This window comes from Micromonospora sp. RTBAU3-60 (assembly GCF_054963695.1).
Genome location: NZ_JBUEGB010000015.1, coordinates 57863 through 83602 on the forward strand (window position 1 = coordinate 57863; position 25740 = coordinate 83602).

A 25740-nucleotide genomic window follows, 5' to 3' on the forward strand; every position below is an offset into this window, starting at 1 on the left:
AACCGGGGAGCCAAGCCCCACGCCCCGCCGAAGCGAGGCGCGTCATCGATTCAGCCGGTCAGCTGGAGATCGACGACGCGCTCCGTCGGAGCCCGATCACGCACCGTCAGCGCTGAGCTGCTGCTGCTTACGCCACCGGATGCCGGCCTCGATGAAGCTGTCCAGCTCACCGTCGAACACCGATGACGGATTGCCCGTCTCCTGCTCGGTACGCAGATCCTTCACCATCTGATACGGGTGCAGGACGTACGAGCGCATCTGGTCGCCCCACGAGCCGGCGGCCTCGGTCTTCAGGCCCTGGAGCTTGGCCTGCTCCTCCTGGCGCTTGCGCTCCAGCAGCCGGGCCTGGAGCACCCGCAGCGCGGAGGCCTTGTTCTGCAGCTGCGACTTCTCGTTCTGGCAGGTGACCACGATGCCGGTCGGGATGTGGGTGATCCGCACCGCCGAGTCGGTGGTGTTGACGCTCTGCCCGCCCGGGCCGGAGGAGCGGTAGACGTCGATCCGCATCTCGTTCTCGGGGATCTCGATGTGGTCGGTCTGCTCGACGACCGGCAGCACCTCGACGCCGGCGAAGCTGGTCTGCCGCCGCCCCTGGTTGTCGAACGGGCTGATCCGGACCAGCCGGTGGGTGCCCGACTCCACGCTCAGCGTGCCGTACGCGTAGGGCACCTTGACCGTAAAGGTGGCCGACTTGAGACCCGCCTCCTCGGCGTACGAGGTCTCGTAGACCTCGGTCGGGTAGCCGTGCCGCTCGGCCCAGCGCAGGTACATCCGGAGCAGCATCTCGGCGAAGTCCGCGGCGTCCACGCCGCCGGCGCCGGCCCGGATGGCGACCAGCGCCTCCCGGGAGTCGTACTCCCCGGAGAGCAGGGTGCGGACCTCCATCTCCTGGATGGCCTTGGTCAGCCCCGTGATCTCCGCCTCGACCTCGGCGAGCGTGCCGGGGTCGGACTCGGCCTGGGCCAGTTCCAGCAGCACCCCGGCGTCGTCCAGCCGGGAACGGAGATCGGAGAGCTTGCTGATCTCGCCGTTGACGTACGACAGCTGCGACGTCACGTGCTGCGCCTTGGCCTGGTCGTCCCAGAGGTCGGGCGCGGAGGCCTCCTGCTCCAGGCGGGCCTTCTGCTCGCGCAGCTTGTCGACATCGAGGACGGCCTCGATGTTGCGCAGGGTGGCGTCGAGTTCCTTGAGCTGTTCGGCGTAGTCGGCAGCGGTCACGACAGACAAGCGTACTTGGCCGCGCGGCGTCCGCTCACCTCAGCCGCCCCAACCACCGGAGGTCATCCGCTGACCGGGGCGGTCTTGAGCCAGGACAGCGCCGCCTTGTGGTAGGCGACGGCGAACTCCAGCGCGCTGGCGTCGTATGCCTCGCCTTCCTTCTTGGCGTTCTTCACCTGCTCGCGGACCGCCGCCAGGGCCTCGGTGTGGTACTCGTTCGCCGAGGCGTACAGGTTCTTGAGCTGGCTCGGCGAGTGCAGGTTGCCGAAGGCGATCCGTAGCGCGATCGGGTTACGGATGGTGTCCCGGCCCGGGTTCTCCGCCAGCCAGCGGGAAAATGTCCGCTTTCCAGCCGCAGTGATCGCATACGGCTGACTCATCCGCGGCCCGGGCTTGCCGAGCCGCACCAGACCCTTCTCGGCCAGCACCGGTAGCTCCCGGTAGACCTGGCTGCGGGTCATCGACCAGTACGGCGCCAGCCGGCGCTCGGCGGCGGCCATCAGTTGGCCGCCTGTCATCGGTCCTTCGTGCAGCAGACCCAGCAGGGCCGCCGCCGTCGGGTTGACTCCGGATTCCGCCATGCCCTCTAAGCTGCCACTTTGCCCGACCCGGCGTCCAGGATTTGCCGTTTTCGCCACCCGTTGGGTCGTCCGATGTGCACTGTCGGCCGACGACAGTCCGCCGGGGACGCGGGCACCGCCCGCCCGACCGGTTGAACGGAGGGGCCCCTTTTTAACAGAGACGCCTGTGGAAAAGGGGCCCCTCCCTGCACATCAGGCCATGTGCGGGTACGCGTGATCGGTCGGCGGGACGAAGGTCTCCTTGATCGTCCGCGGCGACATCCAGCGGACCAGGTTGTGCCAGGAGCCCGCCTTGTCGTTGGTGCCGCTGGCCCGGGCGCCGCCGAAGGGCTGCTGCCCGACCACCGCGCCGGTCGGCTTGTCGTTGATGTAGAAGTTGCCGGCCGCGTACCGCATCTTCTCGGCCACCTGGTCGACCACCCGGCGGTCGGTCGCGAAGATCGACCCGGTCAGCGCGTACGGGGCGATCGACTCGGCCTGGGCGACCGCCTCGTCGAACCGGGCGTCCTCGAAGACGTGCACGCCGAGGATCGGCCCGAAGTACTCGGTGGTGAAGGTCTCGTGCGCGGCGTCGGAGCACTCGAACAGCGTCGGCCGGACGAAGTAGCCGACCGAGTCGTCGGCGGTGCCGCCGGCCAGGATCCGGCAGGTGTCGTCACCGCTGATCAGCTCCAGCGCGGCCTGGTGCCGGCCGAACGCCTTGTCGTCGATCACCGCGCCGCCGAAGTTGCGGAAGTCGGTGACGTCGCCGTACGCCAGCGAGTCGGCGGTGGCGGCGAGCCGGTCCCGCAGCCCGCCCTCCCAGATGGACCGGGGGATGTACGCCCGCGACGCGGCCGAGCACTTCTGCCCCTGGTACTCGTAGGCGCCCCGGATCAGCGCGGTGTGCAGGGCGTCCACGTCCGCGCTGGCGTGCGCGACCACGAAGTCCTTGCCGCCGGTCTCGCCGACCAGCCGCGGGTAGCCCCGGTAGCGGGCGATGTTCTCGCCGACGGTCCGCCACAGGTGCTGGAACACCTTGGTCGACCCGGTGAAGTGGATGCCGGCCAGGTCCGGGTCGGCGAGCACCACGTCGGAGACCTCCTCGCCGCGCCCGGTGACCATGTTGATCACGCCGGGCGGCAGGCCGGCCGCCTCGAACAGCCGCATGGTGAAGTGCGCGGCGAACTGCTGCGTCGGGCCCGGCTTCCACACCACCGTGTTGCCCAGCAGGGCCGGCGCCGACGGCAGGTTGCCGGCGATCGCGGTGAAGTTGAACGGGGTGACCGCGTAGACGAAGCCCTCCAGCGGCCGGTGGTCGAAGCGGTTCCACACGCCCGGCGAGGACATCGGCTGCTCCGCCAGCAGGTTGCGGGCGAAGTACACGTTGAACCGGAGGAAGTCGATGAACTCGCAGGCCGAGTCGATCTCGGCCTGCACCGCGGTCTTGGACTGGCCGAGCATGGTGGCCGCGTTGAGCGTGTCCCGCCACGGGCCGGAGAGCAGGTCGGCGGCGCGCAGGAAGATCGCGGCCCGCTCCTCGAACGGCAGCGCCCGCCACATCGGAGCCGCGTCCTTGGCGGCCTTCACCGCGGCGCGGGCGTCGTCGTGGGTGGCGTGCCCGGTGATGCCGAGCACGTGGGCGTGCTTGTGCGGCTGGACCACCTTGATCGGGTCGCCGCCGGCCATCCGCTGCTCACCGGCGATGGTCATCGGCAGCTCGATCTGCGCGGCGGCCAGCTCGGTCAGCCGCCGCTGGAGCCGTTCCCGGTCGGCACTGCCGGGCTCGTAGGTGTGGACCGGCTCGTTGCGCGGCTCGGGTACGGAGAACACGGCGTCCATCACGGCTCCTGTGCGATCTCGACGGCGGTGGCGAAACCGGACCCGCGGGCACCGACCGGGCGGCCGGGTGCCGGGCACCGCGCGGCGGACCGGTCGCGGCGGCGGGACCTCGGCCAATTCTTCCATGCGACACCCCCCGCACCACCCCCGCCGCCCCCTTGCGGGCCCGCCCGCCGGCGACAGCCGGACGCACCGGCACACACCGGACCGTAGGCGGACAGCACCTCCACCCGACGATCCCTCAGCCTGGACTGCCTCCCACCTCCGATCCGTCGCCCACCTTCGGCCGGCGACCATCGACCGTGGGACCCGGCCGGGAGCCGGCCCCGCAGCCGCCCGAGCAGCCCGATCGCGGCAACCGGGCCGACGCCGGCCCACCGGATGCCGCGGGTCGGGCGGGTCCGGAAGGGCGCCCCGGACGCCGCGTACCCTGGATGACCGGTGACCTGCCCGGCCCGTCACGGCCGATCCGGCGTCCGTCGAAGGGAACACGATGAGCAACCAGCCCGGCAGCTCCACGGCCGCGGAGCCGGACCAGCCCGTGGTCGCCCCGGTCGACGAACCGGAGCAGCCGGGCACCGACCCGGCCGGCGCGGCGGCGGGCACCCCGGAGGGCGCCGGCCGACCGGCGTACGCCCCGGGCGCGGTGGTGCTGGCGCTGCTGTCGGTCGGCTGGCTCGCCGCGATGCTCTGGGCCACGCGGGCCGCCATCACCTCGGCCGCGGCCGGCGTCACCGCGATCAGCCTCTCCGCGTACGCGCTGCCCGGCGTGATCTGCGCCGCGCTGGTCGCCGGCGCCGCGGTCGCCCTGGCGGTGACCAACCCGCTCGGCCGGGCCACCCTGCGCTTCCTCGCCGCCGTCGGCACCGGCCTGCTGGTCGGGTTCGCCGCCGCGCTGGCCATCAACCTGACGTACGCCGACAACGCGACCACCAACACCATCGCCGGCACCACCGCGGCGGCGGCGATCATCGGCGGCGCGCTGGCCGGCGCCCGCAACGCGCGGGTGGTGGGCGGCCTCGCCTCCGCCACGCTGGCCGCGCAGGTCTTCGTGGTCCTGTTCAGTCGGGCTCGGGACCCGCTGTCCGACCTGTTCGGCGCCGGCGACACCCAGCAGTCGATGCTCGACGCTGCCAAGTGGGTCTCCCGCACCGAGTCGCTGCTCGCCGGGCTGATCGCCGGGCTGGTGGCGTTCGGCTACCTCGCCTGGGCGCGCCGCCGGGCCGCCCGCCGGGACGGCTCGTCGCAGTTGCGCTGGCCCGCGTACCTGCTCGCCGGGGCCGGACCGGGCCTGCTCCTGCTGCTCACCGAGGTGATCATCCGGGTCGGCGGGCGCGGCCTGCTCGACCTGGCCGCCGCGCTCAGCGAGGCGGACCAGGTGGCACAGACCTCCCTCGGCACCTCCCGCATCGACAACGGCATCTGGGTGCTCTTCGTCGGGGCGCTCACCGCGCTCATCGCGTTCGGCCGCACCCTCGGCCCGCGTGCCGTCGAGGACGACGAGGAGATCGCTGGCTGACCCTCCGGGTCAGGAGACCTCGCGCAGCAGCAGGTCCAGCTCGGTCACGTCGTACCACTCCAGCTCGTGGTCCTCGGCGCCGTCGACGGTGAACCGGGCGTCCGGGTCACCGGCCTGCGCCTCGGCCACCACCTCGGCGGCGGCCGCCACGTCGTCGACCGCCTCCGCGCCGTCCACGTGGATCGCGGCGACCGTCTTGACGGGCACCGGCCCGGCGAGCCGGACCAGGCTGGACCCCAGGTCGCCACCGACCCGGCCGACCGCGCGGGCCGGCAGGTCCACCGAGACGACCACCCGCCGCCGGGGCGCGGCCGGATCGGCCCGGAGCAGCAGCAACGCGTCCTGGGCGGCCCGGGTGAAGGCGACGTACTCCAACTCCTCCTCGTCGCCCTCGGCATACCACTCGCGCAGCTCCGGGGTGACCGCGTGTGCCTCGCCGCCCGCGAGACCCTCCTCCCGCAGCCGCGCCAGCAGCGGGACGGTCGCCGGCACGTACACCCGGACAAGCTCGTCGGTCACGGGTCTCTCCCCTGCTCAGGCCCGGCCGGCGGGCGCCGGCTCCGGGCGCCGATCATGCCGTACGCCGTGACCGTCATACACCCCGCACCCGCCCCGGAGAAGTTCCCCGCCGGTGTGTCCGCGCGCGGAACCACCCAGCGCGCTCTGGGGCGGGACGGCTGCTGGTGGCAAACTGAAGCAAACGAACGCCAACCCCGGGAGTCACCGTGGAGCCCAGGTTCCTGCTGCTGTCCGACGTGGCCGCCGAGCTGAACGTCTCGGACTCGCAGGTCTACCACATGGTGCGCAGCGGCGAGCTGCCCGCTATCAAGATCGGCGGCCGGGGGCAGTGGCGGGTGGAACGCGCCCGGCTGGAGGAGTACATCGAGCGCAAGTACACCGAGACCGCCGAGTGGGTACGCGGCAACCCGCTCGTCGAACGCGACGGTGAGTGACCACACGACCGCGCACCGGCATTGACGGTCGGCGCCGACCTGGTCGAGAATAGGAGCCCGTCGGAGGCAAACGAAGGCAAACGCAAGGAACAGGGGTTGAGGATGGTCAACACCCGCCGCCCGCTGGCACCGCGTCCCCCGGTCCGGCTCCGACCCGCCCCACCGATCGACCCGCCCTGCACCGACGAGGGCTCTCCCTGGGGCGACGTCGACCAGCTCACCCTCGACCTGTTCGACCCCCGCCGCCGGGATCCCGACCGGCCCACCGGGCGCGCCTCCGACGTCCGACCGGTGCCCACCGGCCCGGGGCGGCGCACCGCCGGGCCACCCGCAGCCGCACTGGCCACCGCCACCCCCGAGGCCACCCGGGCGGCATACCGGTTCGTGCGCACCTTCCTGGAGATCGTCAACGGCTACCGGCCACCCGGTCAGCTCCGGCCGCTCTGCCTCCCCGACGCCGCGGCCCGGGTGGCTGCCGAGCTGACCCGGGCGGCCCGCCGGGTGGGCCCGGTACGCCGCCGCGCCACCCGACCGGTCCTCCAGCTCCGCCGGCTACGCGTCTGCGAACCGCGCGCCGGGGCGGCCGAGGTGGCCGCCGTGCTCGCCGGAGCCGGCGGTGCCAGCTGGGCGATCGCCCTGCGCGTCGAACGTCGGCGCGGCACCTGGCTCTGCACCACCCTCGACGTCCTCTGAGCCCACCGCCACCGCAGGCGGCCCCCGGCCCGCCCGATCCACTCGGGGCGGCGTCCGCACGACAGGCGCGATCGACTCGGGATGCCGCATGTCGCGCGCTCCACCAGCCCGGACACCGCCACCCGTCGCAAGCCGAGTCGATCAAGCGGGAGAACGGGGCGGGAACGCGGACGGGCCCCGGCCGTCCGGCCGGGGCCCGTCGTCGCTCGTGCGGGCGGGTCAGTTGCCGCCGTTGGGGGCGCCGTGGCACCGCTTGTACTTACGGCCGGAGCCGCACGGGCAGGGCGCGTTGCGGGACGGGCCCTCGCCGGCGTCGACCTGGCCCGGCGCGGCCCGACGGGCGGTGCTGGCGGCGACCGCCTGGCCATTCATCCCGGCGGCCGCCGGTCGCCGGGGCTTGCCCGACGGGGACGGGGCAGCGGGCCGGGCGGTCTTCTCCGGGTTACCGATGCCCAGGGCCGGCGCCTGCTCGTCGGCCGGCTCGAAGTCCGGTCCGCCCCGGCCGGCCTCGCCGTCGATGGTGGGCGCGGAGTATTGCAGGCCCTGCTGCTGCGGAGCGCGGTTGAGGCCCTTGGCGCGGATCTCGACCGGCTTCTCCAGCAGCTGCACCTCCTCGGCCTCCGGCTCGGGCTCCTCGACCTGCACCTCCAGGTTGTAGAGGAAGCCGACCGTCTCCTCCTTGATGCCGTCCATCATGGTGGCGAACATGTCGAAGCCCTCGCGCTGGTACTCGATGACCGGGTCGCGCTGGGCGTACGCCCGCAGGCTGATGCCCTCCTGGAGGTAGTCCATCTCGTAGAGGTGCTCGCGCCACTTCCGGTCGATCACCTGGAGCAGGACCATCCGCTCGAGCTGGCGTACCGCGTCCTCGCCGAGCTGCTCCTCGCGCCGGTCGTACGCGGCGTGCGCGTCCTCCTTGAGGCGGGCGAGCAGGAAGTCCTGGTCGAGGCCGGCCCGCGAGCCGACCTCCTCCTCCAGCTCGGCGACGGTGACACCCACCGGGTAGAGCTGCTTGAGGCTGGACCAGAGCTGGTCAAGGTCCCAGTCCTCGGCGTAGCCCTCGCTGGTGGCGCCGGTGACGTACGCGGTCACCACGTCGTCGATCATGTTGCGGACCTGGTCGGAGAGGTCCTCGCCGTTGAGCACCCGCAGGCGCTCGGCGTAGACCACCTGGCGCTGCTTGTTCATCACCTCGTCGTACTTGAGGACGTTCTTCCGGATCTCGGCGTTCTGACCCTCGATCTGGGCCTGCGCGCTCTTGATCTGGCGGGTGACCATCTTCGACTCGATGGGCACGTCCTCGGGGATGTTGAAGCGCTCCATCACGGCCTCGACGGCACCGGCCCGGAAGCGCTTCATCAGCTCGTCCTGGAGGGAGAGGTAGAAGCGGGACTCGCCCGGGTCACCCTGCCGGCCGGCGCGACCGCGCAGCTGGTTGTCGATCCGGCGGGACTCGTGCCGCTCGGTGCCCAGCACGTAGAGGCCACCGGCGGCGGCGACCTCCTCGGCCTCGGCGTCGCAGGCCTGCTTCCACTTGGGCAGGACCTCCTCCATCGCCTTGGCGTACTCCTCCGGCTGCTCGACCGGGTCGAGGCCGCGCTGGCGCAGCTCGTTGGCGGCGAGGAACTCGGCGTTGCCGCCGAGCAGGATGTCCGTGCCACGGCCGGCCATGTTGGTGGCGACGGTGACCGCGCCCTTGCGCCCGGCCTGGGCGACGATCTCCGCCTCCTTGGCGTGGAACTTCGCGTTCAGCACGGAGTGCGGGATGCCCCGGCGGCGCAGCATGTGGGAGAGGATCTCGGAGTTTTCCACCGAGACCGTGCCGACGAGCACCGGTTGGCCCTGCTCGTGCCGCTCGGCGATGTCCTCGACGACGGCGTTGAACTTGGCCTTCTCGGTCTTGTAGATGACGTCCGGCCGGTCCATCCGGATCATTGGGCGGTGGGTCGGGATGGTCACCACGCCGACCTTGTAGACCTTGTTGAACTCGCCCGCCTCGGTCTGGGCCGTGCCGGTCATGCCGGAGAGCTTCTCGTAGAGGCGGAAGTAGTTCTGGAGGGTGATGGTGGCCAGGGTCTGGTTCTCCTGCTTGATCTCCACCCCCTCCTTGGCCTCGATCGCCTGGTGCATGCCCTCGTTGTAGCGACGGCCGTGCAGGATGCGGCCGGTGAACTCGTCGACGATCAGGACCTCGCCCTCGCTGACGATGTAGTCCTTGTCGCGCTTGTAGAGCTCCTTGGCCTTGATCGCGTTGTTGAGGTAGCCGACCAGCGGGGTGTTGACCGACTCGTAGAGGTTGTCGATGCCGAGCCGGTCCTCGACCTTGGCCACGCCGCGCTCGGTGATGGCGATGGTGCGCTTGGCGTGGTCGACCTCGTAGTCACCCTCGCCGTCGGTGCCCGGCTGGAGGCGGGCCACCACGGCGGCGAACTCCTGGTACCAGCGGGCGGAGTGCTCGGCCGGGCCGGAGATGATCAGCGGGGTCCGGGCCTCGTCGATGAGGATCGAGTCGACCTCGTCGACCACCGAGAAGAAGTGGCCGCGCTGGACCAGCTCGTCCCTCGACCAGGCCATGTTGTCGCGCAGGTAGTCGAAGCCGAACTCGTTGTTGGTGCCGTAGGTGATGTCGCACTCGTAGGCGGCCCGGTGCTCGCTGGCCGGCCGGTTGGGCAGCACCACGCCGACGGTGAGGCCGAGGAACTCGTGCACCCGGCCCATCCAGGCGGCGTCGCGCTGGGCCAGGTAGTCGTTCACCGTGACCACGTGCACGCCCTTGCCGGCGAGCGCGTTCAGGTAGACCGGCATGACCGAGGTCAGGGTCTTGCCCTCACCGGTCTTCATCTCGGCGATGTTGCCGAAGTGCAGCGCCGCGCCGCCCATCACCTGGACGTCGTAGGGCCGCTGGCCGAGCACCCGGGCGGCCGCCTCGCGGCACACCGCGAACGCCTCGGGCAGCAGGTCGTCGAGGGTCTCCCCGTCGTCGAGCCGCTCCTTGAACTGGTCGGTCATCGCGCGCAGCTCGTCGTCGGTGAGGTTGACGTAGTCGTCCTCGATCGAGTTGACGGCGGCCGCGATCGCCTTGAGTCGACGCACCATGCGGCCCTCGCCCGCGCGAAGGACCTTTTCCAGAATCGACACGGATCAACGCTCCCCTAGACAGTCTCGAACCATCGTAGGCGCTCCATCGCGGTGATGGTCACTGGTGGCGACGGTCCACGGCTGCGAACCGGACATAACGCCTGGCCGGCGCGGTGACCGGGCGCAAATCGGGTTACGCCGAACGCGAAAGTTCCGGCACGATGGCCCGGTGGAGCCCGTGGAGATCATCGAGGACGGCCTGCTGCTGCGACCCTGGCGGGCGGAGGACGCCGACGCGGTATACCGCGCCTGCCAGGATCCGGACATCCAGCGCTGGACCACCGTACCTCGCCCGTACCGGCCCGAACACGCGCGCGACTTCGTCACCGGGAGCAGCGCGGCGGCCTGGGCCGACGGCAGCGGCGCCGAGTTCGCGGTCTGCGACGCCGCCACCGGCGAGCTGCTCGCCTCCTGCGGCCTGGTCTCCATCGACCGGGGCCTGGGCAGCGCCGAGATCGGCTACTGGACCGCGCCGTGGGCGCGGGGCCGGGGCGTCGCGGTCCGCGCCACCCGCGCGGTCGCCCGCTGGGCCTTCGACGTACGCAAGCTGCGCCGGCTCATCTGGCAGGCCGAGATCGGCAACCACGCCTCCCGGCTGGTCGCGCTCCGGGCCGGCTTCCGGATCGAGGGCGAGCTGCGGCTCGCCCAGCCGGCGGTGGACGGGCGCCGGGAAGGCTGGCTCGGCTCGCTGCTCCCCGGCGAGGTGCCCGCGCCGGGCGAGCCCGGTCCGGCCGGCCCGGACACCCTGACGGCCCGCCGGGCCGCCGTCTTCGGCCGCCCGCAGCCCATCCTGTTCGCCACGGCGGGCGCCACCGAGCTGCGGCTGCGCCCGATGGAGGAGCGCGACCTCGACGCGGTCGTGACGACCTGCCGGGACGCGGAGACCGTCCGCTGGACCAGCGTCCCGCACCCCTATCAACCGGAGCACGCCGACGGCTACCTGCGCGACGTCGCCCGCGCGGCCTGGGCCCGGGGCACCGGCGCCAACTACGCCCTCGCCGACGCCGACGACCGCTACGCCGGCTCTATCGACCTGCGGATCTCCCCCGCCGACCCGCTCGTCGCCGACGTCGGCTTCATGACCGCCCCGCACGCCCGGGGCCGCGGGTACATGCCCGCCGCGGTGGCCGCGCTCTGCGCCTGGGGGTTCACCACGCTCGGCCTGGCCCGGATCGAGTGGCGGGCCAACGTGGGCAACACCGCCTCCCGGCGGGTCGCGGAGAAGTCGGGCTTCGTCCTCGAGGGCACCGCCCGCAGCGGCATCCAGCAGCGGGACGAACGGCCGGACGTCTGGGTGGCCGCGCTGCTCCCGCAGGACCTGGGGTGACCCCGGAGACGATCGAGGCGTACGGGGTGCGGCTGCGGCCGTCCCACCTCGACGACGTGGCGGACACCGTCGCGGGCTGCGCGGATCCGGTCACCCAGCGGGGCATCGCCGGTCTGCCGGACCCGTACACGGAGGAGAGCGCCCGGTGGTGGATCACCGAGGGCGCGCCCGCAGCCTGGGCCACCGGCGGCGCCGCGTACGCGATCGCGGACCCCGCCACCGACCGGCTGCTCGGCAGCATCGGCCTCAGCCAGCCGGTGCCAGCCCGCGGGCAGTGGGAGATCGGCTACTGGGTGGCGCCCTGGGCCCGTGGTCGCGGCATCGCCACGGCCGCCACCCGGGCGCTGGCCGAGCAGGCCTTCGCCGCCGGCTGCGCCCGCCTGGAGCTGCTCACCAGCGAGGAGAACACCGCCAGCCAGCGGGTCGCGCTGGCCGCCGGGTTCCGGCACGAGGGGGTACGCCAGGCAGCGAACCCGAGCCGGGGTGGTGGCCGGCACGATCTGCTCGCCTGGGTACGCCTCGCCGACGACCCGCCCGGTCCGGCCACCCGGCTGTTGCCCGATCTGCCCGACGGGCGGCTCACCGACGGCGTGGTGGTCCTGCGCCGGCTCGCCCCGGACGACGCCGACGTGATGTTCCGGCTGCACACCCGGCCGGAGGTGGTGGCCAACCAGGCGCCGCCGGTGCCGCCGGCCCGGGCGGCGATCGACCGGCGCTGCCGGCTGGCGGAGACCGCCTGGCTCACCGGCAGCCTGGCCCGGCTGCTGATCCTCGACGCGGCCACCGCCGAACCGGCGGGCAGTTGCGGGCTGTCCTACAGCGACCGAGGGGCCGGCGAGGCGAGCGTCGGCTACGCGCTGCTGCCCGAATGGCGTGGACGCGGGTACGCGACCCGCACGGTACGCCTGCTGGCCGGCTGGGCGTTCGGCGTGCCCGGGATCGCCCGGCTCACCGCGAGAACCCTGGCGGAGAACACCGCGTCGCACCGGGTGCTGGAGAACGTGGGCTTCCGCCGGGAGGGGCTGTTGCGCGGCCGGCTGCCCGGACTCGACGGCGGGCGGATCGACGACCTGGTGTTCGGCATGCTCGCGTCGGACCTGCCGGCGCGCTGAGCGTCACGCCGACGCCGAGCCGCGAGGAGCCACGATGGTCGCCCACCGTGGCTCCTCGGCCGGTGTCATAGGGGGGTGGTCAGAGCCCGGTGTCGAGGGAGATGATTCCGTAGTCGTAGGCGTGCCGGCGGTAGACGACGCTGGGGCGCCCGGACTCCTTGTCCTGGAACAGGTAGAAGTCGTGGCCGACCAGTTCCATCTGGAACAGGGCGTCGTCGACGGTCATCGGTTCGGCGGGGTGCACCTTCTCCCGCGCGATGTGCCACGGCTGGTTGTCGTACTCCCCGTGGCCGTCCTGCTCCGGCCGGTCGGCGACCGCGGTGGCGGTCCCGGTGCCGTTCAGCGCAGCCAGTCCTGGCCCGTTCAGGTCGGCGACCGGCAGGTCCGCGGTGGCGGCGGCGACGGAGAGCGGCGCGTGCCGCCCCCGGTGCACCCGACGCCGGTCGGCCGCCCGGCGGAACCGGGTGTCCAGCTTGGCGATGGCCGCGTCCAGCGCGCTGTAGAAGTCATTCGTGCAGGCCTCGGCCCGGATCACCGGGCCACGCGTCACGCAGGTGATCTCCACCCGCTGGCAGTGATCGGCCTGGCGCGGATTGCGCTCGTGGAACAACTCGACGTCCACGCGAATGAGCTTGTGGTCGTAGCGTTCGATCTTCGCGAGCTTTTCGGCTACGTGTACCCGGTAATGGTCCGGCACTTCGACGTTACGGCCCTTGACCACGATGTCCACGTGACCTCCCTTGTTCGGACGGTCGTTCGGTCCGGTTTTCCCGGTCGACGCGCCCTGGGACGGTCCCGTTCGGCGTCGACCGGTTGTGTGCGGCTACGCCTCCTTCCACCGTCGGGGGCGGTTGGGAAGACCTCCTACCCCCGACACGAAAACGCTAACGCGTGTTTGCGTGGCAGTCACCCCTGGTTGTCAAAGGAGCCCGGGAATTTTGACAGCTCATACACCATGGGGTGAAACGGAAACACAAAGCGTCACCCCAACCGTCGCTTTTGCGTTGCGGCGAGCACCGCGGCCGCCTTTGGCGTCATTCCCGCCTTGTGCAAGATCCGGCTCACCGCCGCCAGCGTGGCCCCCGTGGTGACGATGTCGTCGAGCACCACCTGACCGTCCACTCGCCCGCCGCCGGCCCGCCGCAGCCGGAACGCCGCGTCGGCGGCGGCCCGGCCGGCGCTGTCCAGGGCGACCGAGTCCGGCCGGGGCAGCGCCCGCAGCGGCCGGAGCACGCGTACCGGCCAGCCGGCGGCGCGCAGCCGGGCCGCCGCGTGGCGGGTCAACCGGTCCAGATGGTCGCCGTAGCGGGCCCGGGCCGCCCGCGCGGTGTCCGGCACCGGCACCAGGGTCACCGGCCGCGCGCTGCCCACCGCCCCGGCCACCACCTCGGCGAGCAGCGCGCCCAGCGGCCGGGCCAGCCCGTGCCGGCCCCGCTCCTTGTACGCCAGCAGCCCCTTCCGCAGCGCCCCGGCGTACGGGCCGAGGGCGACGCACGGGGGCAGGTCGGGCGGGGCCGGGTCCGGACGGGTCGGCGCGGGGCGCAGCGCCGTCAACTCGTCGACGCAGCCGGGGCAGAAGTCCTGCCGCAGGCCGGGGACCCGCTCACCGCAACCGGCGCACCCGGCCGGCAGCACCAGGTCGGTCAGGTCCGCCCAGAGCCCGCCCAGGTCCCGCACCGGTGCCTCAGTAGAGGAAGAAGGGCGCGGTCGGGTTGGGAGCCTTGTCACCCGGCGTCGGGGAGGCCAGGTTCAGCACCTGCTCCGGCTTGATGATGCCGCTGGGGGTGTAGGCGCCGTTGTTCGCCTCGTACATGTACGAGTAGGCGGGCAGCGCCCCCGACGGCCCAGGGTATGCGGACAGTCGGGTGACCTTGGCACCGATGTCCTGCTCGAGCGGCTTCTCCAGAGCTCCGTCGACGCTGCTGCCATAGATCGCGGGTCGCGGGTCGCGAGTCCCCCCACGCGGCTCGGAGCCAGCGAAGACGAGCCGGCTCTCCGCGTACCAGTCCACGGCGGTGATGTTGGTCAGCTTGGTGAACAGCCGCCGCGGCTGGCCCAGGCTGGGCGCACCTCCGTCGGTGCTCACCGCCGCGACGTAGAGCGCCTCGTTGACGACCAGCGCCACCCGGTGACCTTCGACCGAGGCGGCCACGGCGCTCACCTTCCCGTCCACCCCGAGCGGCACCCGGGTCAGGTTTCCCACCTCGTCGAATCGGTAGAGGACGCCGTCGACGGCGGTCAACCCGTACGGGTGCTGCGGGTCGGTCGAGCGGAGCCACGTCGGACGACTCACGCTGGTGAACTCTCTCCCGCCCTTGAAGACGGTGACCGGGCTCGGCCCGGTGCCGACGAGGAGTTGCTGACGACCCGACCGGGTGACCACCAGCGCGGCGAGGACCCTCCCGCCCGACCGGGTGAGCGCCGCGGTGGCGATGCTCCGATTCGAGGCAGCGTCCACCGGCACGGTCCCGCGCGGCTCTCCCGGGAAGGAAAGCGGGTGGATCGCGCCGTCGTAGACGCAGAACCGCTCCGGATTGCCGTCCAACGGATACGGCGGGCGCCCGGACTTCTCCTGCCCGATGTCGACGACCAGCCGGCTCTGGTTCTGAATCTTGAGGTCGAGCTGGCCGGTGACCTGCTCCGGGAGCGACCAGGCCAACTGGGTGGCGAGGTGGGCCAGTTGGGCGTCCTTCGCGCCCGGCATGTTGAGGTTCACCTCCCACCGCCCGTCGGAGCCGGTGGCGTTGTTGATCAGACTGGTGTTGTCGGGCAGCCGGATGACGCCGGGCGAGAGCCACTCCGGCGGGCCGGCGGCGAGCCACCGGATCACCTCGGTGACCTTGCGCTCGGCCGGTAGCGCCTGCGGCAGGTAGCGCTGGTCCGGCACCAGTCGGCTCTGGTCCAAGTTCCAGAAGTAGATGGTGTGCGGGGCGTAGTAGTCGTCCAGCGCCTCGTCGCTGAGCAGCAGCACCTTCGGCGGATCGGTGATGCGCCACCCGGCATCGCCCATCCGGCGGAGCTTGAACTTGTACTCGGTGTCGCTGGCCACCGGCGGCGCCAGGCTCCCGTCCGCGCGGAGCACACCGAGCTGCTGGACCTTCACCCGGACTTCGCTGGTGCCCTCGTTGTTCGGCGGGGTGGCCTCCGGCTCCTCGGGAAGGCGGACCACGAACAGCTCGATCTCGCTGCTCTGCCGATCCCGCAGCCGGCTCTGCCCCTCGGGAGCGATGAACTGCCTGACCCGGTTGACCGCCTGGTCCCGCTCCCCGGCCGCAGCCGAGAGGTAGTTGCGGATGAACTCCTTCGGATCGTTGCTCGCCGTCGGGGCGGGCGGCTGGTCGGAGCTGCCGCTGAGCGCGCCGGACTGGCCCGCGGGCCCGGCCCCGTCCACCTGGACCTGCGTCTCGTGCGGGATGCCACAGCCGGCCAACCCGGCGGGCAGCAGCACGCCGGCCAGCAGCGCGGTCAGCAGCCGATGCCTCACGACGTCACCTCGACCCGGTCGCCGCCCTCCGCCGGTCCGATCGCCAGCGCCCCGGCACCACTGCCCGGGCCGATGGCGAGCGGGCCACCGTCGCGGGGACCGCCGAACGGCAGCGCGGCGTCGGCCGGCACCAGCCGCAGCGGCGAGGTGGTCAGCCGGTCGCCGGCCCGGGCGGGCAGGGTCAGCCGGAACTGGGCGCCCTGACCGGGCGCGCCCCACGCCTCCAGCCAGCCGCCGTGCAGCCGGGCGTCCTCGAGGCTGATGGAGAGGCCGAGGCCGGTGCCACCGGTCTGCCGGGCCCGGGACGGGTCGGCCCGCCAGAAGCGGTTGAAGACGAGTTTCTCCTCGCCCGGCTTGAGCCCCACGCCGTGGTCCCGCACGGTGATCGCCACCGCGTTCTGTTCGACGCCGAGGGTGATCAGGACGGGTTTGGCCTCGCCGTGCTCGACCGCGTTGCCGACCAGGTTGCGCAGCACCCGTTCGACCCGGCGCGGGTCCACCTCGGCGATCACCGGGCTGTCCGGCAGGTCCAGCTCGATGGTCACCCCGACCCGCTCGGCCAGCCCGGCCAACCGCTCAATCACCCGGTGCACCACCGGCACCAGGTCCGTCGGCTCGGCGTCCAGCATGGCGAAGCCGGCGTCGAAGCGGCTGATCTCAAGCAGGTCGGTGAGCAGTTCCTCGAACCGGTCCAGCTCGGCCTGGAGCAGTTCGGCGCTGCGGGCCACCGCCGGATCGAACCCGTCGCGTTCGGCGAAGATCAGGTCGGCGGCCATCCGGACCGTGGTCAGCGGCGTACGCAGCTCGTGCGAGACGTCCGAGGTGAAGCGGCGCTGCAATCGGGACATCTCCTCCAGCCGAAGGATCTGCCGCTGAAGATTCGTCGCCATCTGGTTGAACGAGGCGGCGAGCAGCGCCAGATCGTCCTCGCCGTTGACCACCATGCGCTGATCGAGCAGGCCGGCGGAGAGCCGCTGGGCGGTCCGGGCGGCCACCCGTACCGGGGTCACCACGAGACGGGTGACCAGGGCGGCGAGCAGGCCGAGCAGGAGCACCAGCGCCATGCCCGTGGCGACCACGGTGGCCCGGGCGTCGCGGGCGGTGGCGTCCTGCCGGTCCAGCGGTACGACGTAGTAGAGCTCCACCTGCCCGAACCGGGTGGGCACCGGCGAGCCGTACACGAGGTATTTGGTGCGCTTGCCGCCGAGCGTCCCGGTGCGGATCTGGTGGGCCACGTTGCCGGCGGCGACGGAGGCCCGCAGCTCCGAGCTGATCAGCGGGCGCACCGGGACGTTCGGGGAGGTGCGCGGCTCGATGGTCCCGGCGGGGACCCGGTCCGCGGTGATCGCCACGACCACGCCGTTGGTCTGCGTCGGGTCACCACCGGCCAGGTAGTTCACCGTGCCCTCGACGGTGTCCTGGAACTGGGCCTCCTGCGGCTGGCTGAAGGCCCGGAACTGCTTCCCCGCGTAGTCGCTGCCGTTCTGCAGCCGCAGCCGGACGTCGGTCTGGGCGTTCTCCACCAGGATGCTGGTGATCTTGTCGGCGATCAGGTAGGCGAACCCGCCGACCAGCAGGCTGGACGCGACCAGGGTGATGGTGACCACCCGCAGCTGCAACGACCGCCGCCAGGTCTGGTGGACGCTGGCGGCCAGCCGGGCCGTACGGGCGGCGAGGACGCGCCAGAGCGCCCGCGCGGCGCGGAGCCAGCGGGCCGCGGCGGTCGGCGAGTCGGGGGGCGGGGAGGTCACCACAGTGATGACCAGGCTATCCGGTACCCGCCTTGTAGCCCACGCCCCGAACGGTGAGGATGATTTCCGGTCGCTCCGGATCCGGCTCGATCTTGGCCCGCAGCCGCTGGACGTGCACGTTGACCAGGCGGGTGTCGGCGGCGTGCCGGTAGCCCCAGACCTGCTCCAGCAGCACCTCGCGGGTGAAGACCTGACGCGGCTTGCGGGCGAGCGCGACCAGCAGGTCGAACTCCAGCGGCGTCAGCTTCACCTCCTCGCCGTCCCGGCTCACCGTGTGCGCCGGCACGTCGATGGTGATCTGGTTGCCGGGCGGGCCGATGGTGAGCAGTTCGGGGGCGACGTCCTCGCCCCGGCGCAGCCGGGCCCGCATCCGGGCCACCAACTCCTTGGGCTTGAACGGCTTGACCACGTAGTCGTCCGCCCCGGACTCCAGCCCGAGCACCACGTCCACCGTGTCGCTCTTGGCGGTCAGCATCACGATCGGCACGCCGGACTCGGCCCGGATCGCCCGGGCAACGTCGATACCGCTCATACCGGGCAGCATCAGGTCGAGCAGGACGATATCGGGCCGACTGTCGCGAAACGCGGCCAAGGCCCGTTCCCCGTCCGCGACGAAGGAGGGCACGAAACCCTCGCTGCGCAGGACGATGCCGAGCATCTCGGCGAGCGCGGGGTCGTCGTCGACCACCAGTACCCGGGCTCTCATGGGGTTTATCGTTCCATCCCCGTTCACTTCGAAGGGTTCGGCGTCATCACGGCACGGTACTGCCGGGAACGGCCCGACACCACCGCCGACGGCGTGGATGCCCCGCGTGGCGCGCCGCGACGGACGGGTCCACCGGAACCGGACCGGCCATGCAACCATGATCCCTCGGGCGTGTCGCCGCCCGCCACCCGTCGCCCGTCCGCCAGGAGTACGCGTGCCCGACGTCGGCCCGACCGCCGTGCTCCCGCGCCGGCCGCTGACCGTGGGTGAACTCCTGGACTCGGCCGTCCTGCTGCTGCGCGGCCAGGCCCGACTGCTGGTCCCGCTCGCCGTTCTGCTGGCCCTCGGCGAGCAGGCGCTGCTGCACCCGCTGCGGGTGCTGGCCGGCGCGCAGCCGCCGGCCTACTGGCTCGACCCCGACCGGCTCGGCTGGTACTGGCTGCTGCTCGCGCTCGGCGCCGGGACCGAGGCGCTGATCATCGCGCTGCTCGGCAACCCGGCCGCCCGGGGCGCCGGGGCCGCGTTGCTCGGCCGCCGGGCCGGGCTGCGGGAACTGCTGCGCCCCGGCGACGCCCGCTGGGGTGGCACCCTGCTGGCCGCGTCGGCGGTCGGCCTCACCGTCGGCCTCGCCGGACTGGCCGGGCCGGCCTGGTTCGTCGCGTACGGGCTGCTCGGCGCGGTCGTCCCGGCGCTGGTGGTGGACCGGCTGCCCGGGCCGCGGGTGCCGGGGCGGGCGCTCGCGCTCGCGGTCCGCGTGGGCGGGCGGGCCGCCGGCATCCGGCTCCTCGGCTACCTGGGCTGGTGGCTGATCCGGCTCGGCATCGGCCTCGGCGTCTACCACGGGCTCGGGGCGCTGGGCCTGTTCGACCTCGACGCCTGGGCGCTGCCGGTCGCCACGGCCGCCTGGGTCGCCGTGAACGCGGTCGCGTACCCCGCGCTGGCCTGCCTCGACGCCGTGCTGCACCTGGAGACCCGGATGCGCACCGAGGGCCTGGACATCCGGCTCTCCCGCGCCCCGGCCGGCACCCCGGAACCCGCCCTGCTGGCGGTGCACCGGTGAGCCGGTGGTGGACCGAGGCGGTCGCCGCGCTCGGCGACGTCGTACCGCTGCCGCTGGCCGCGCTGCTCCTGCTGCTCGCCGCGCTGCTGGCCGCCCTGGCCTGGTATTTCTTCCCGGCCTGGGTGCCCCGCCGGCTTCCCCGGCCGAGGCTGCGACTCCCCCGGCCGCGCCGGCCACGGCTACGGCTACGGCTACGGCTGCCGAGGCTGCGGCTGCCCCGGTTGCGCCTGCCCCGCCGGCGGCGGGCGGTCCGGCTCGGAGAACCGGCCGTCCCGGTGCCCGCACCCCGGACGCCCGAACCGGCGGCGCCCGGTCACGCCAGCCTCGCCGACCGGCTCGCCGCCGAGGGCCGGTACGCCGAGGCGGTCCGGGAACGGCTGCGCGACATGGTCCGCGCGCTGGTGGACCGGCAGGTGGTGGAGCCGCGCCCCGGGATGACGGTCACCGAACTGACCACGGTCGCCGCCCACGTCCGGCCCGAGGTGCGGCCCACCCTGCACGCCGCCGGCACGATCTTCTCCGACCTCTGGTACGCGCAGCGCCCGGCCACACCCGAGCACGACCGCCGGATGCGCGACCTCGCCACCGACCTGCGCCGCGAGCTGGCCGGGGACGGTGAGCGCCGATGACCGCCACCCTCGACCCGACCCGCCCGGTCGCCCCGCCGCCACCCCGGCGACGCCGGCACCGGGCCCTGATCCCGCTCGGGCTGGCGGTGCTGCTGATCGCCGCCACCCTGGTGTTCCACGCCGTCGACCAGCCCGACCCCACCGACCGGGGCTTCCTCTCCCCGGTCGCCACCGGCGACGACGGCGGTAGCCGCCTGGCCGCGGCGCTGCGCGAGCAGGGCGTGACCGTACGCCGGGAGACCGACCCGGGCCGGGCGCTGCTGGCCGCCAGGTCGGGCCCGACGACGCTCTTCGTACCGGCCCCGGAGCTGCTGCACCCGGCCACCGTCGCCGCGCTGGCCGACCTGCCCGCCGGCAGCCGGCTGGTGCTGGTCGACCCGCCCCGCCGGGTGCTGGAACAGCTGGATCTGCCGCTGCTGCCCACCGGGGACCGCTGGGCCACCCGGGCCACCACGCCCGACGCCGACGGCCACCCCTGCCCGCTGGCGGAGGCCGTCCGTGCCGGTACCGCCGCCGCCGACCGCCAGCGGTACGCGGCCCGGGACGCCGCACCGGTCGACCGCTGCTACTCCGGCGGGCTGGTCCGGGTGCCGTGGCCGGTCGAGGTGGTGGTGATCGGGGCCAGCGACCCGTTCCGCGACGAGCGGATCGACGAGTGGGGCAACCTCGCCCTCGCCACCGGCCTGCTCGGCGGCACCCGACCGCTGGTCTGGCTCGACCTGCCCGCCCCGGCACCCGCGCCGAGCGGGCCGGGCTGGTCGCCGAGCCCCACCGCCGGGCACGGCAACGGCGACGGCGCCCCACCCCGCGACCGGGGCTCCAGCGACGACCGGCCGGCCCGGCCCAACCCGCTCTGGGACGCGTTCCCCACCTGGTTCTGGGCGCTGCTGGTGCAGCTCGCGCTGGCCGGGCTGCTGGTGGTGCTCTGGCGCGCCCGACGGCTCGGCCCGCCCGTACCGGAGCCGCTACCGGTGACCGTCCACTCCGCCGAGACGGTGCTCGGCCGGGCCCGGCTCTACCGCCGGGCCGGTGCCCGGGGGCCCGCCGCCGAGACCCTGCGCGCCGCCGCGCTGGACCGGCTGCTGCCGCGGCTCAACCTGCCGCCCGACACGCCGCCCGCCGAGGTGGCCGCCCGGGTCGCCGCGTACGCCGGAGCCGACCCCGAGCGGGTGGCGGAGCTGCTGCACGGCGCCGACCCGACCACCGACCAGGAGCTGCTGGAGCTGGCCCGCGACCTGGACACCCTGACCCGTACCGTCGTCGCCCACCCGACCGAAGGAGATCCCCGGTGACCGGACCCGTCATCGCCGCCGCACCGGCCGTCCCGCAGCCCGACCCCCGGGCCGCCCTGCACCGGCTGCGGGCCGAGGTGGCCAAGGCCGTCGTCGGGCAGGACGCGGTGGTCACCGGGCTGGTGATCGCGCTGCTCTGCCGGGGGCACGTGCTGCTGGAGGGCGTACCGGGGGTGGCCAAGACCCTGCTGATCCGGACCGTGGCCACCGCCCTCGACCTGGACTCCAAGCGGGTGCAGTTCACTCCGGACCTGATGCCCGGCGACGTCACCGGGTCGCTGATCTTCGACCCGCACACCGCGGCGTTCACCTTCCGCGAGGGACCGGTCTTCACCAACCTGCTCCTCGCCGACGAGATCAACCGGACGCCCCCGAAGACCCAGTCGGCGTTGCTGGAGGTGATGGAGGAGCGGCAGGTCTCCGTCGAGGGCGAGCGGCGGATGCTGCCCGACCCGTTCATCGTCGCCGCCACCCAGAACCCCGTCGAGTACGAGGGCACCTACCCGCTGCCCGAGGCGCAGCTCGACCGGTTTCTGCTCAAGCTGACCGTGCCGCTGCCCAGCCGCGACGAGGAGCTGGGCGTGCTCCGCGCGCACCACGCCGGCTTCGATCCGCGCGACCTCGCCGCGGCCGGCGTACGCCCGGTGGCCACCGCAGCCGACCTGGCCATCGCCCGGGAGGCGGTCCGGCGGGTGCACGTGGCCGAGCCGCTCTTCGGTTACGTCGTGGACCTGTGCCGGGCGACCCGGGCCACCCCGGCGCTGGAGCTCGGCGCCTCGCCCCGGGGCGCCACCGCGCTGCTCAACACCGCCAAGGCGTGGTCCTGGCTGGCCGGACGCGACCACGTCACGCCGGACGACGTGAAGGCGGTGGCCCGGCCGACCCTGCGGCACCGGCTCCGGCTGCGCCCCGAGGTGGAGCTGGAGGGCGTGACCGTCGACGCGGTGCTGGACACGGTGCTGGCCACCGTGCCGACCCCGCGATGACCTGGCGAGCCGCGCTGCTGCTCGCCGCGGGCGCGGCCACCCTGCCGGCCTGGCCGGCGCCGTTCCTCGGCGTCGCCGTGATGACCGGCGCCGTGCTGCTGCTCGTCGCCCTCGACTGGGCCCTCGCCGCGCCGCTGCATGCGCTCACCGTCACCCGCACCGGGGACCGGGCGATCCGGCTCGGCGGCACCGCCACGGTCACCCTGCACCTGGCCAACACCGCCGGCCGTACGCTGCGCGCCCAGGTGCGCGACGCCTGGCTGCCCTCGGCCGGAGCCCGGCCGGACGTACCGCCGGGACGGGTGTTGACCGTCGAACCTGGCGGGACGGTCTCGCTGCCCGTCCGGCTCACCCCGGCCCGGCGCGGAGACCGGCCGGCGGCGGCGCTGACCGTACGCTCGCTCGGGCCGCTACGGCTGGCGTTCCGGCAGCGCGCCGGCCGGCCGGCCACGCCACCGTGGACGCTGCGCGTGCTGCCCCGCTTCGACTCGCGGCGGCACCTGCCGGAGAAGCTGGCGAAGCTGCGGATCATCGACGGCGTCCAGGTGACCCGGGGGCGCGGCCACGGCACCGAGTTCGACACCCTGCGCGAGTACGTGGTCGGCGACGACGTGCGCTCGATCGACTGGCGGGCGTCCGCGCGCCGCTCGGACGTGCTGGTGCGTACCTGGCGGCCGGAGCGGGACCGCCGGCTGGTGTGCGTGCTGGACACCGGCCGCACCTCGGCGGTACGCGTCGGCGACGAGCCCCGGCTGGACACCGCGATCGACGCGGCGCTGCTGCTCACCGCGCTGGCCGCCCGGGCCGGCGACCGGGTCGACCTGCTCGCCGCCGACGCCTCGGTCCGGGCCACGGTCACCGGCAGCGGCCGACCCGCGCTGCTCGCCCGGCTGGTGGACGCGGTCGCCCCGCTCCAGCCGGCGCTGGTGGAGACCGACTTCGAACTGATCGCCGGCGAGGTACTACGCCGGGAGCGGCAACGCAGCCTCGTGGTGCTCTTCACCGCGCTGGAGGCGGGCGCGCTCGGCGAGGGGCTGCTGCCGGTGCTGCCCCGGCTGGCCGCCCGGCACCGGGTGGTGATCGCGGCGACCCACGACCCGGTGCTCACCGGGCTCACCGTCGCCCCACCGGCCGGCCCGGACGACGCGTACGCCGCCGCGGCGGCCTGGCGGGCGCTGGCCGAACGGGACCGGGTGCGGGCCGCGCTGGGCCGGCACGGGGTGACCGTGGTGGACGCTCCCGCCGACCGTCTCGCCCCGACGGTCGCCGACACCTACCTCCGCCTCAAGTCCCTCGGCCAACTCTGACCCACCCGGCCGGCCCCCGCACGCCGAGGGAGTGCGCGGAGTCACCGAAAGAGCGGCTGCTCCTTCCGGGGATCTGCGCCCACCACGGACGGGGGCGCCGGGCGGGTGGCGGCGTGGCGGCCGAGCAGCAGGGCGTACGCCAGGAAGGCCAGCCAGACGGTGGCGCCCACGGCCACCCGGACGGCGACCGGCAGCGGCGCCGGGGTCACGAACGCCTCCAGCAGCGCGGAGATCGCGAAGAGCCCGACCAGCCCGGCGGCGACCACGATCGCCGAGCGGCCCGCCTCGGCGACCGCCCGGCCGCGGCTCAGGTGCGCGGGCGGCGCGATCCACGCCCACCCGGTACGCAGCCCGACCCCGGCCGCCACGAAGATCCCGGTCAGTTCGAGCAGCCCGTGCGGGGTGATCAGCCCGAAGAAGACGTCGCCCCGGCCATACGAGATCATCACGCCGCCGACCACGCCGATGTTCAGCGCGTTCTGCCACAGGAGATAGAACACCGGCACCACCAGCACCCCCGAGGCGAGGCACTGCGCGGCCAGCCAGGCGTTGTGCGTCCAGAGGTGGAACGCGAAGGTCGGCGCGGCGAACTCGGTGTAGTAGCCGGCGAAGCCCGAGTCGACGAGTTGCCCGGCGGCCTCCTCACCGATGAACGCGGCGGCGGTGTCCGGGTGACCGGCGACGAACCAGATGAGGAAGAAGCTGAGCGCGCTGAATCCGGTGGCCACCCCGCACCACCAGGGCCATGCGCGGTAGAGGGCGGCCGGCAGGTCGGCACGGAGGAAGCGGCCGACCGCCGCCCAGGACGGCCGGGGCCGGCCGGTGATCCGCGCCCGGGCCGCCAGCACCAGGTGGGAGAGGCGGTTGACCAGCACCGGGTCGGGTGAGCGGCTGCGCAGCGCGGACAGGTGGGTGGCGGCCCGCTGGTAGAGCACGACCAGCTCGTCGACCTCGGCCGCGTCGAGCCGGCGCCGCCCGGTCAACTGTTCCAGCCGCCGCCACTCGGCGCCGTGCGCCGCCACGTACGCGTCGAGATCCACTCGTCCTCCCCCGTCCGGCGCTCATAGTGTTCACTGTGCGGGTGAGCGCGCAACCTCCCGCACCGGTCCGCTGGGCCGACGCCGGTCTGGTCAGCGGCGAGGCGGTGGAGCTGGACGTCCGGGCGGCCCGGCTGGGTTCCCGGGTGCTGGCCCTGCTGATCGACCTGCTGGCCCAGCTGGCGGTGGCGCTGCTGCTCGCGGCCGTGCTGTCGGTGGTGCTGGTCAGCCTGCCGTGGGACTTCGTGGACGCGGCCCTGTCCGGCGCGTTGCAGACGGTGGCGCTGGTCCTCGTGCTGGTCGGCTACCCGGTGCTGATGGAACGCTTCGTCGGCGGCCGGACGCTCGGCAAGCTGGCCGTGGGGCTGCGGGTGGTCCGCGCCGACGGCGGCCCGGTGGGCGTCGGCCAGTCGCTGACCCGGGCCCTGGTGGGCGTCGCGGTGGAGTGGCCGGGGCTGGTGCTGCCGCTGCTCAGCTGGGTGGCGAGCGTGACGGTGATGCTGACTGACCCGCGCGGGCGGCGGCTGGGCGACCTGGTGGCCGGCACGTTGGTGGTGCACACCCGGGCCGCGGGGGCCTGGCGGCCGGCTCCGCCGGCCGTGCCGCCGCTGCTCGGCTGGGCGCGGAGCCTCGACCTGACCCGGGTGGACGACGGGTTGGCCCTGGCCGTGCGGCAGTACCTCGGTCGGGTGCATCAGCTCGCCGAGCCGGACCGCAGCCGGTTGGCGCGACAGCTCTGGGCCGAAATCGTCGCGGTCACCTCGCCGCCTCCGCCGTGGGCGGCGCCCGAGCCGGCGTACCTGGCCGCCGTGCTGGCCGAGCGGGGCCGCCGTGCCGCACACCGGCTGGGACGTACCCGGGCGCTCACCGCCACCCTCTGGCCGGAGCTGGCCCTGCCGCAGGTCGCGGTCCCGCCGCAGGTCACCGCGGCGCCCCCGGTGACCGCACCGGCCGCGGCCGCGTTGCGGCCCGCCGTGCCCACCCAGCCAGATCCGGTACGCGGACAGCCCGCTACCGCTGAGGGAAGCCCGCCAACACCGGGAGCCCTCCAAGATGCTCGATACGGGAAGTAGCTGCCGCACAGTGACCGCGAGACCACTCGATCCAGGATCAAGTGGGAACCTGC

22 protein-coding genes are annotated in these 25740 nt (G+C 73.6%); 11 read left to right on the plus strand and 11 right to left on the minus strand.

The window, feature by feature from the left end; all coding sequences use genetic code 11:
- Window positions 1-96: 96 nt before the first annotated feature.
- The 3 genes from prfB to pruA all read right to left on the minus strand — a co-directional run bounded on the left by prfB (window position 97) and on the right by pruA (window position 3620).
- Window positions 97-1218 carry a peptide chain release factor 2 gene (gene prfB, locus ACY34I_RS17205; RefSeq protein WP_462756017.1) on the minus strand — a complete coding sequence of 374 codons (1122 nt, stop codon included), beginning with the start codon at window positions 1216-1218 and terminating at the stop codon, window positions 97-99.
- Window positions 1219-1280: 62 nt separating this feature from the next.
- Window positions 1281-1799: a PadR family transcriptional regulator gene (locus tag ACY34I_RS17210; protein ID WP_148797526.1), complete on the minus strand. Its 519-nt coding sequence runs from the start codon at window positions 1797-1799 to the stop codon at window positions 1281-1283.
- A 192-nt stretch (window positions 1800-1991) separates the two neighbouring features.
- Entirely contained in the window at window positions 1992-3620 is a 1629-nt protein-coding gene (pruA, locus tag ACY34I_RS17215; protein ID WP_462756018.1) for an L-glutamate gamma-semialdehyde dehydrogenase, read from the minus strand.
- 493 nt (window positions 3621-4113) lie between these two features.
- Between pruA and ACY34I_RS17220 the strand changes: the two genes are divergently transcribed.
- Window positions 4114-5139 (plus strand): hypothetical protein, encoded by a 1026-nt coding sequence (locus ACY34I_RS17220; protein ID WP_462756019.1) that lies wholly within the window; start codon window positions 4114-4116, stop codon window positions 5137-5139.
- A gap of 9 nt (window positions 5140-5148) precedes the next feature.
- Here the strand turns inward: ACY34I_RS17220 and ACY34I_RS17225 are convergent, their stop codons facing one another.
- Window positions 5149-5658, minus strand: a complete 510-nt coding sequence (locus ACY34I_RS17225; protein WP_462756020.1) for a DUF6912 family protein — start codon at window positions 5656-5658, stop codon at window positions 5149-5151.
- A 206-nt stretch (window positions 5659-5864) separates the two neighbouring features.
- Between ACY34I_RS17225 and ACY34I_RS17230 the strand changes: the two genes are divergently transcribed.
- Window positions 5865-6092, plus strand: coding sequence for a helix-turn-helix domain-containing protein (locus ACY34I_RS17230; protein WP_462756021.1), 228 nt, complete (start codon window positions 5865-5867; stop codon window positions 6090-6092).
- A gap of 102 nt (window positions 6093-6194) precedes the next feature.
- A complete protein-coding gene (locus tag ACY34I_RS17235; RefSeq protein ID WP_462756103.1) occupies window positions 6195-6785 on the plus strand; it encodes an Rv3235 family protein in 591 nt (196 codons plus the stop codon).
- 219 nt (window positions 6786-7004) lie between these two features.
- On the opposite strand, the gene secA is transcribed toward ACY34I_RS17235, so the two are convergent.
- Entirely contained in the window at window positions 7005-9923 is a 2919-nt protein-coding gene (gene secA, locus ACY34I_RS17240) for a preprotein translocase subunit SecA (protein WP_462756022.1), read from the minus strand.
- A gap of 169 nt (window positions 9924-10092) precedes the next feature.
- Between secA and ACY34I_RS17245 the strand changes: the two genes are divergently transcribed.
- Both ACY34I_RS17245 and ACY34I_RS17250 read left to right on the plus strand, forming a co-directional pair.
- Window positions 10093-11250, plus strand: coding sequence for a GNAT family N-acetyltransferase (locus ACY34I_RS17245; RefSeq protein ID WP_462756023.1), 1158 nt, complete (start codon window positions 10093-10095; stop codon window positions 11248-11250).
- A complete protein-coding gene (locus ACY34I_RS17250; protein WP_462756024.1) occupies window positions 11247-12362 on the plus strand; it encodes a GNAT family N-acetyltransferase in 1116 nt (371 codons plus the stop codon). Before ACY34I_RS17245 ends, ACY34I_RS17250 begins: the two co-directional genes overlap by 4 nt.
- Window positions 12363-12441: 79 nt before the next feature.
- On the opposite strand, the gene hpf is transcribed toward ACY34I_RS17250, so the two are convergent.
- The 5 genes from hpf to mtrA all read right to left on the minus strand — a co-directional run bounded on the left by hpf (window position 12442) and on the right by mtrA (window position 18303).
- On the minus strand, window positions 12442-13092 hold the full coding sequence (hpf, locus tag ACY34I_RS17255; RefSeq protein WP_148797518.1) for a ribosome hibernation-promoting factor, HPF/YfiA family: 651 nt from the start codon (window positions 13090-13092) through the stop codon (window positions 12442-12444).
- A gap of 251 nt (window positions 13093-13343) precedes the next feature.
- On the minus strand, window positions 13344-14039 hold the full coding sequence (locus ACY34I_RS17260) for a ComF family protein (protein WP_462756025.1): 696 nt from the start codon (window positions 14037-14039) through the stop codon (window positions 13344-13346).
- A 7-nt stretch (window positions 14040-14046) separates the two neighbouring features.
- On the minus strand, window positions 14047-15846 hold the full coding sequence (locus ACY34I_RS17265) for an LpqB family beta-propeller domain-containing protein (RefSeq protein WP_462756026.1): 1800 nt from the start codon (window positions 15844-15846) through the stop codon (window positions 14047-14049).
- A complete protein-coding gene (gene mtrB / locus ACY34I_RS17270) occupies window positions 15843-17600 on the minus strand; it encodes an MtrAB system histidine kinase MtrB (RefSeq protein WP_462756027.1) in 1758 nt (585 codons plus the stop codon). Before mtrB ends, ACY34I_RS17265 begins: the two co-directional genes overlap by 4 nt.
- Before the next feature lie 13 nt (window positions 17601-17613).
- Complete coding sequence (mtrA, locus tag ACY34I_RS17275) at window positions 17614-18303, minus strand: MtrAB system response regulator MtrA (RefSeq protein WP_091670731.1); 690 nt, start codon at window positions 18301-18303, stop codon at window positions 17614-17616.
- A 214-nt stretch (window positions 18304-18517) separates the two neighbouring features.
- Here mtrA and ACY34I_RS17280 point away from each other — a divergent pair, with 214 nt between their 5' ends.
- Genes ACY34I_RS17280 through ACY34I_RS17300 form a run of 5 tightly spaced genes read left to right on the plus strand, consistent with a single transcriptional unit; the run spans window position 18518 to window position 23577 of the window.
- On the plus strand, window positions 18518-19363 hold the full coding sequence (locus tag ACY34I_RS17280; RefSeq protein WP_462756028.1) for a hypothetical protein: 846 nt from the start codon (window positions 18518-18520) through the stop codon (window positions 19361-19363).
- Window positions 19360-19992 carry a DUF4129 domain-containing protein gene (locus ACY34I_RS17285; protein WP_462756029.1) on the plus strand — a complete coding sequence of 211 codons (633 nt, stop codon included), beginning with the start codon at window positions 19360-19362 and terminating at the stop codon, window positions 19990-19992. The genes ACY34I_RS17280 and ACY34I_RS17285 overlap by 4 nt, the downstream gene beginning before the upstream one ends.
- Window positions 19989-21284, plus strand: a complete 1296-nt coding sequence (locus ACY34I_RS17290) for a DUF4350 domain-containing protein (RefSeq protein WP_462756030.1) — start codon at window positions 19989-19991, stop codon at window positions 21282-21284. Before ACY34I_RS17285 ends, ACY34I_RS17290 begins: the two co-directional genes overlap by 4 nt.
- Window positions 21281-22270 (plus strand): AAA family ATPase, encoded by a 990-nt coding sequence (locus tag ACY34I_RS17295; RefSeq protein WP_462756031.1) that lies wholly within the window; start codon window positions 21281-21283, stop codon window positions 22268-22270. Before ACY34I_RS17290 ends, ACY34I_RS17295 begins: the two co-directional genes overlap by 4 nt.
- Window positions 22267-23577 (plus strand): DUF58 domain-containing protein, encoded by a 1311-nt coding sequence (locus tag ACY34I_RS17300; protein WP_462756032.1) that lies wholly within the window; start codon window positions 22267-22269, stop codon window positions 23575-23577. Before ACY34I_RS17295 ends, ACY34I_RS17300 begins: the two co-directional genes overlap by 4 nt.
- Window positions 23578-23618: 41 nt before the next feature.
- On the opposite strand, the gene ACY34I_RS17305 is transcribed toward ACY34I_RS17300, so the two are convergent.
- Entirely contained in the window at window positions 23619-24617 is a 999-nt protein-coding gene (locus ACY34I_RS17305; RefSeq protein ID WP_462756033.1) for a stage II sporulation protein M, read from the minus strand.
- Between the two features lie 41 nt (window positions 24618-24658).
- Between ACY34I_RS17305 and ACY34I_RS17310 the strand changes: the two genes are divergently transcribed.
- Complete coding sequence (locus ACY34I_RS17310) at window positions 24659-25687, plus strand: RDD family protein (RefSeq protein ID WP_462756034.1); 1029 nt, start codon at window positions 24659-24661, stop codon at window positions 25685-25687.
- Window positions 25688-25740 lie beyond the last annotated feature (53 nt).

Bases quoted from the DNA above. Each gene is read 5' to 3' on its own strand.
- ACY34I_RS17210 (WP_148797526.1), bottom strand. From the start codon at position 1,799: ATGGCGGAATCCGGAGTCAACCCGACGGCGGCGGCCCTGCTGGGTCTG.
- pruA (WP_462756018.1), bottom strand. From the start codon at position 3,620: ATGGACGCCGTGTTCTCCGTACCCGAGCCGCGCAACGAGCCGGTCCAC.
- ACY34I_RS17220 (WP_462756019.1), top strand. From the start codon at position 4,114: ATGAGCAACCAGCCCGGCAGCTCCACGGCCGCGGAGCCGGACCAGCCC.
- ACY34I_RS17235 (WP_462756103.1), top strand. From the start codon at position 6,195: ATGGTCAACACCCGCCGCCCGCTGGCACCGCGTCCCCCGGTCCGGCTC.
- mtrA (WP_091670731.1), bottom strand. From the start codon at position 18,303: ATGAGAGCCCGGGTACTGGTGGTCGACGACGACCCCGCGCTCGCCGAG.
- ACY34I_RS17290 (WP_462756030.1), top strand. From the start codon at position 19,989: ATGACCGCCACCCTCGACCCGACCCGCCCGGTCGCCCCGCCGCCACCC.
- ACY34I_RS17300 (WP_462756032.1), top strand. From the start codon at position 22,267: ATGACCTGGCGAGCCGCGCTGCTGCTCGCCGCGGGCGCGGCCACCCTG.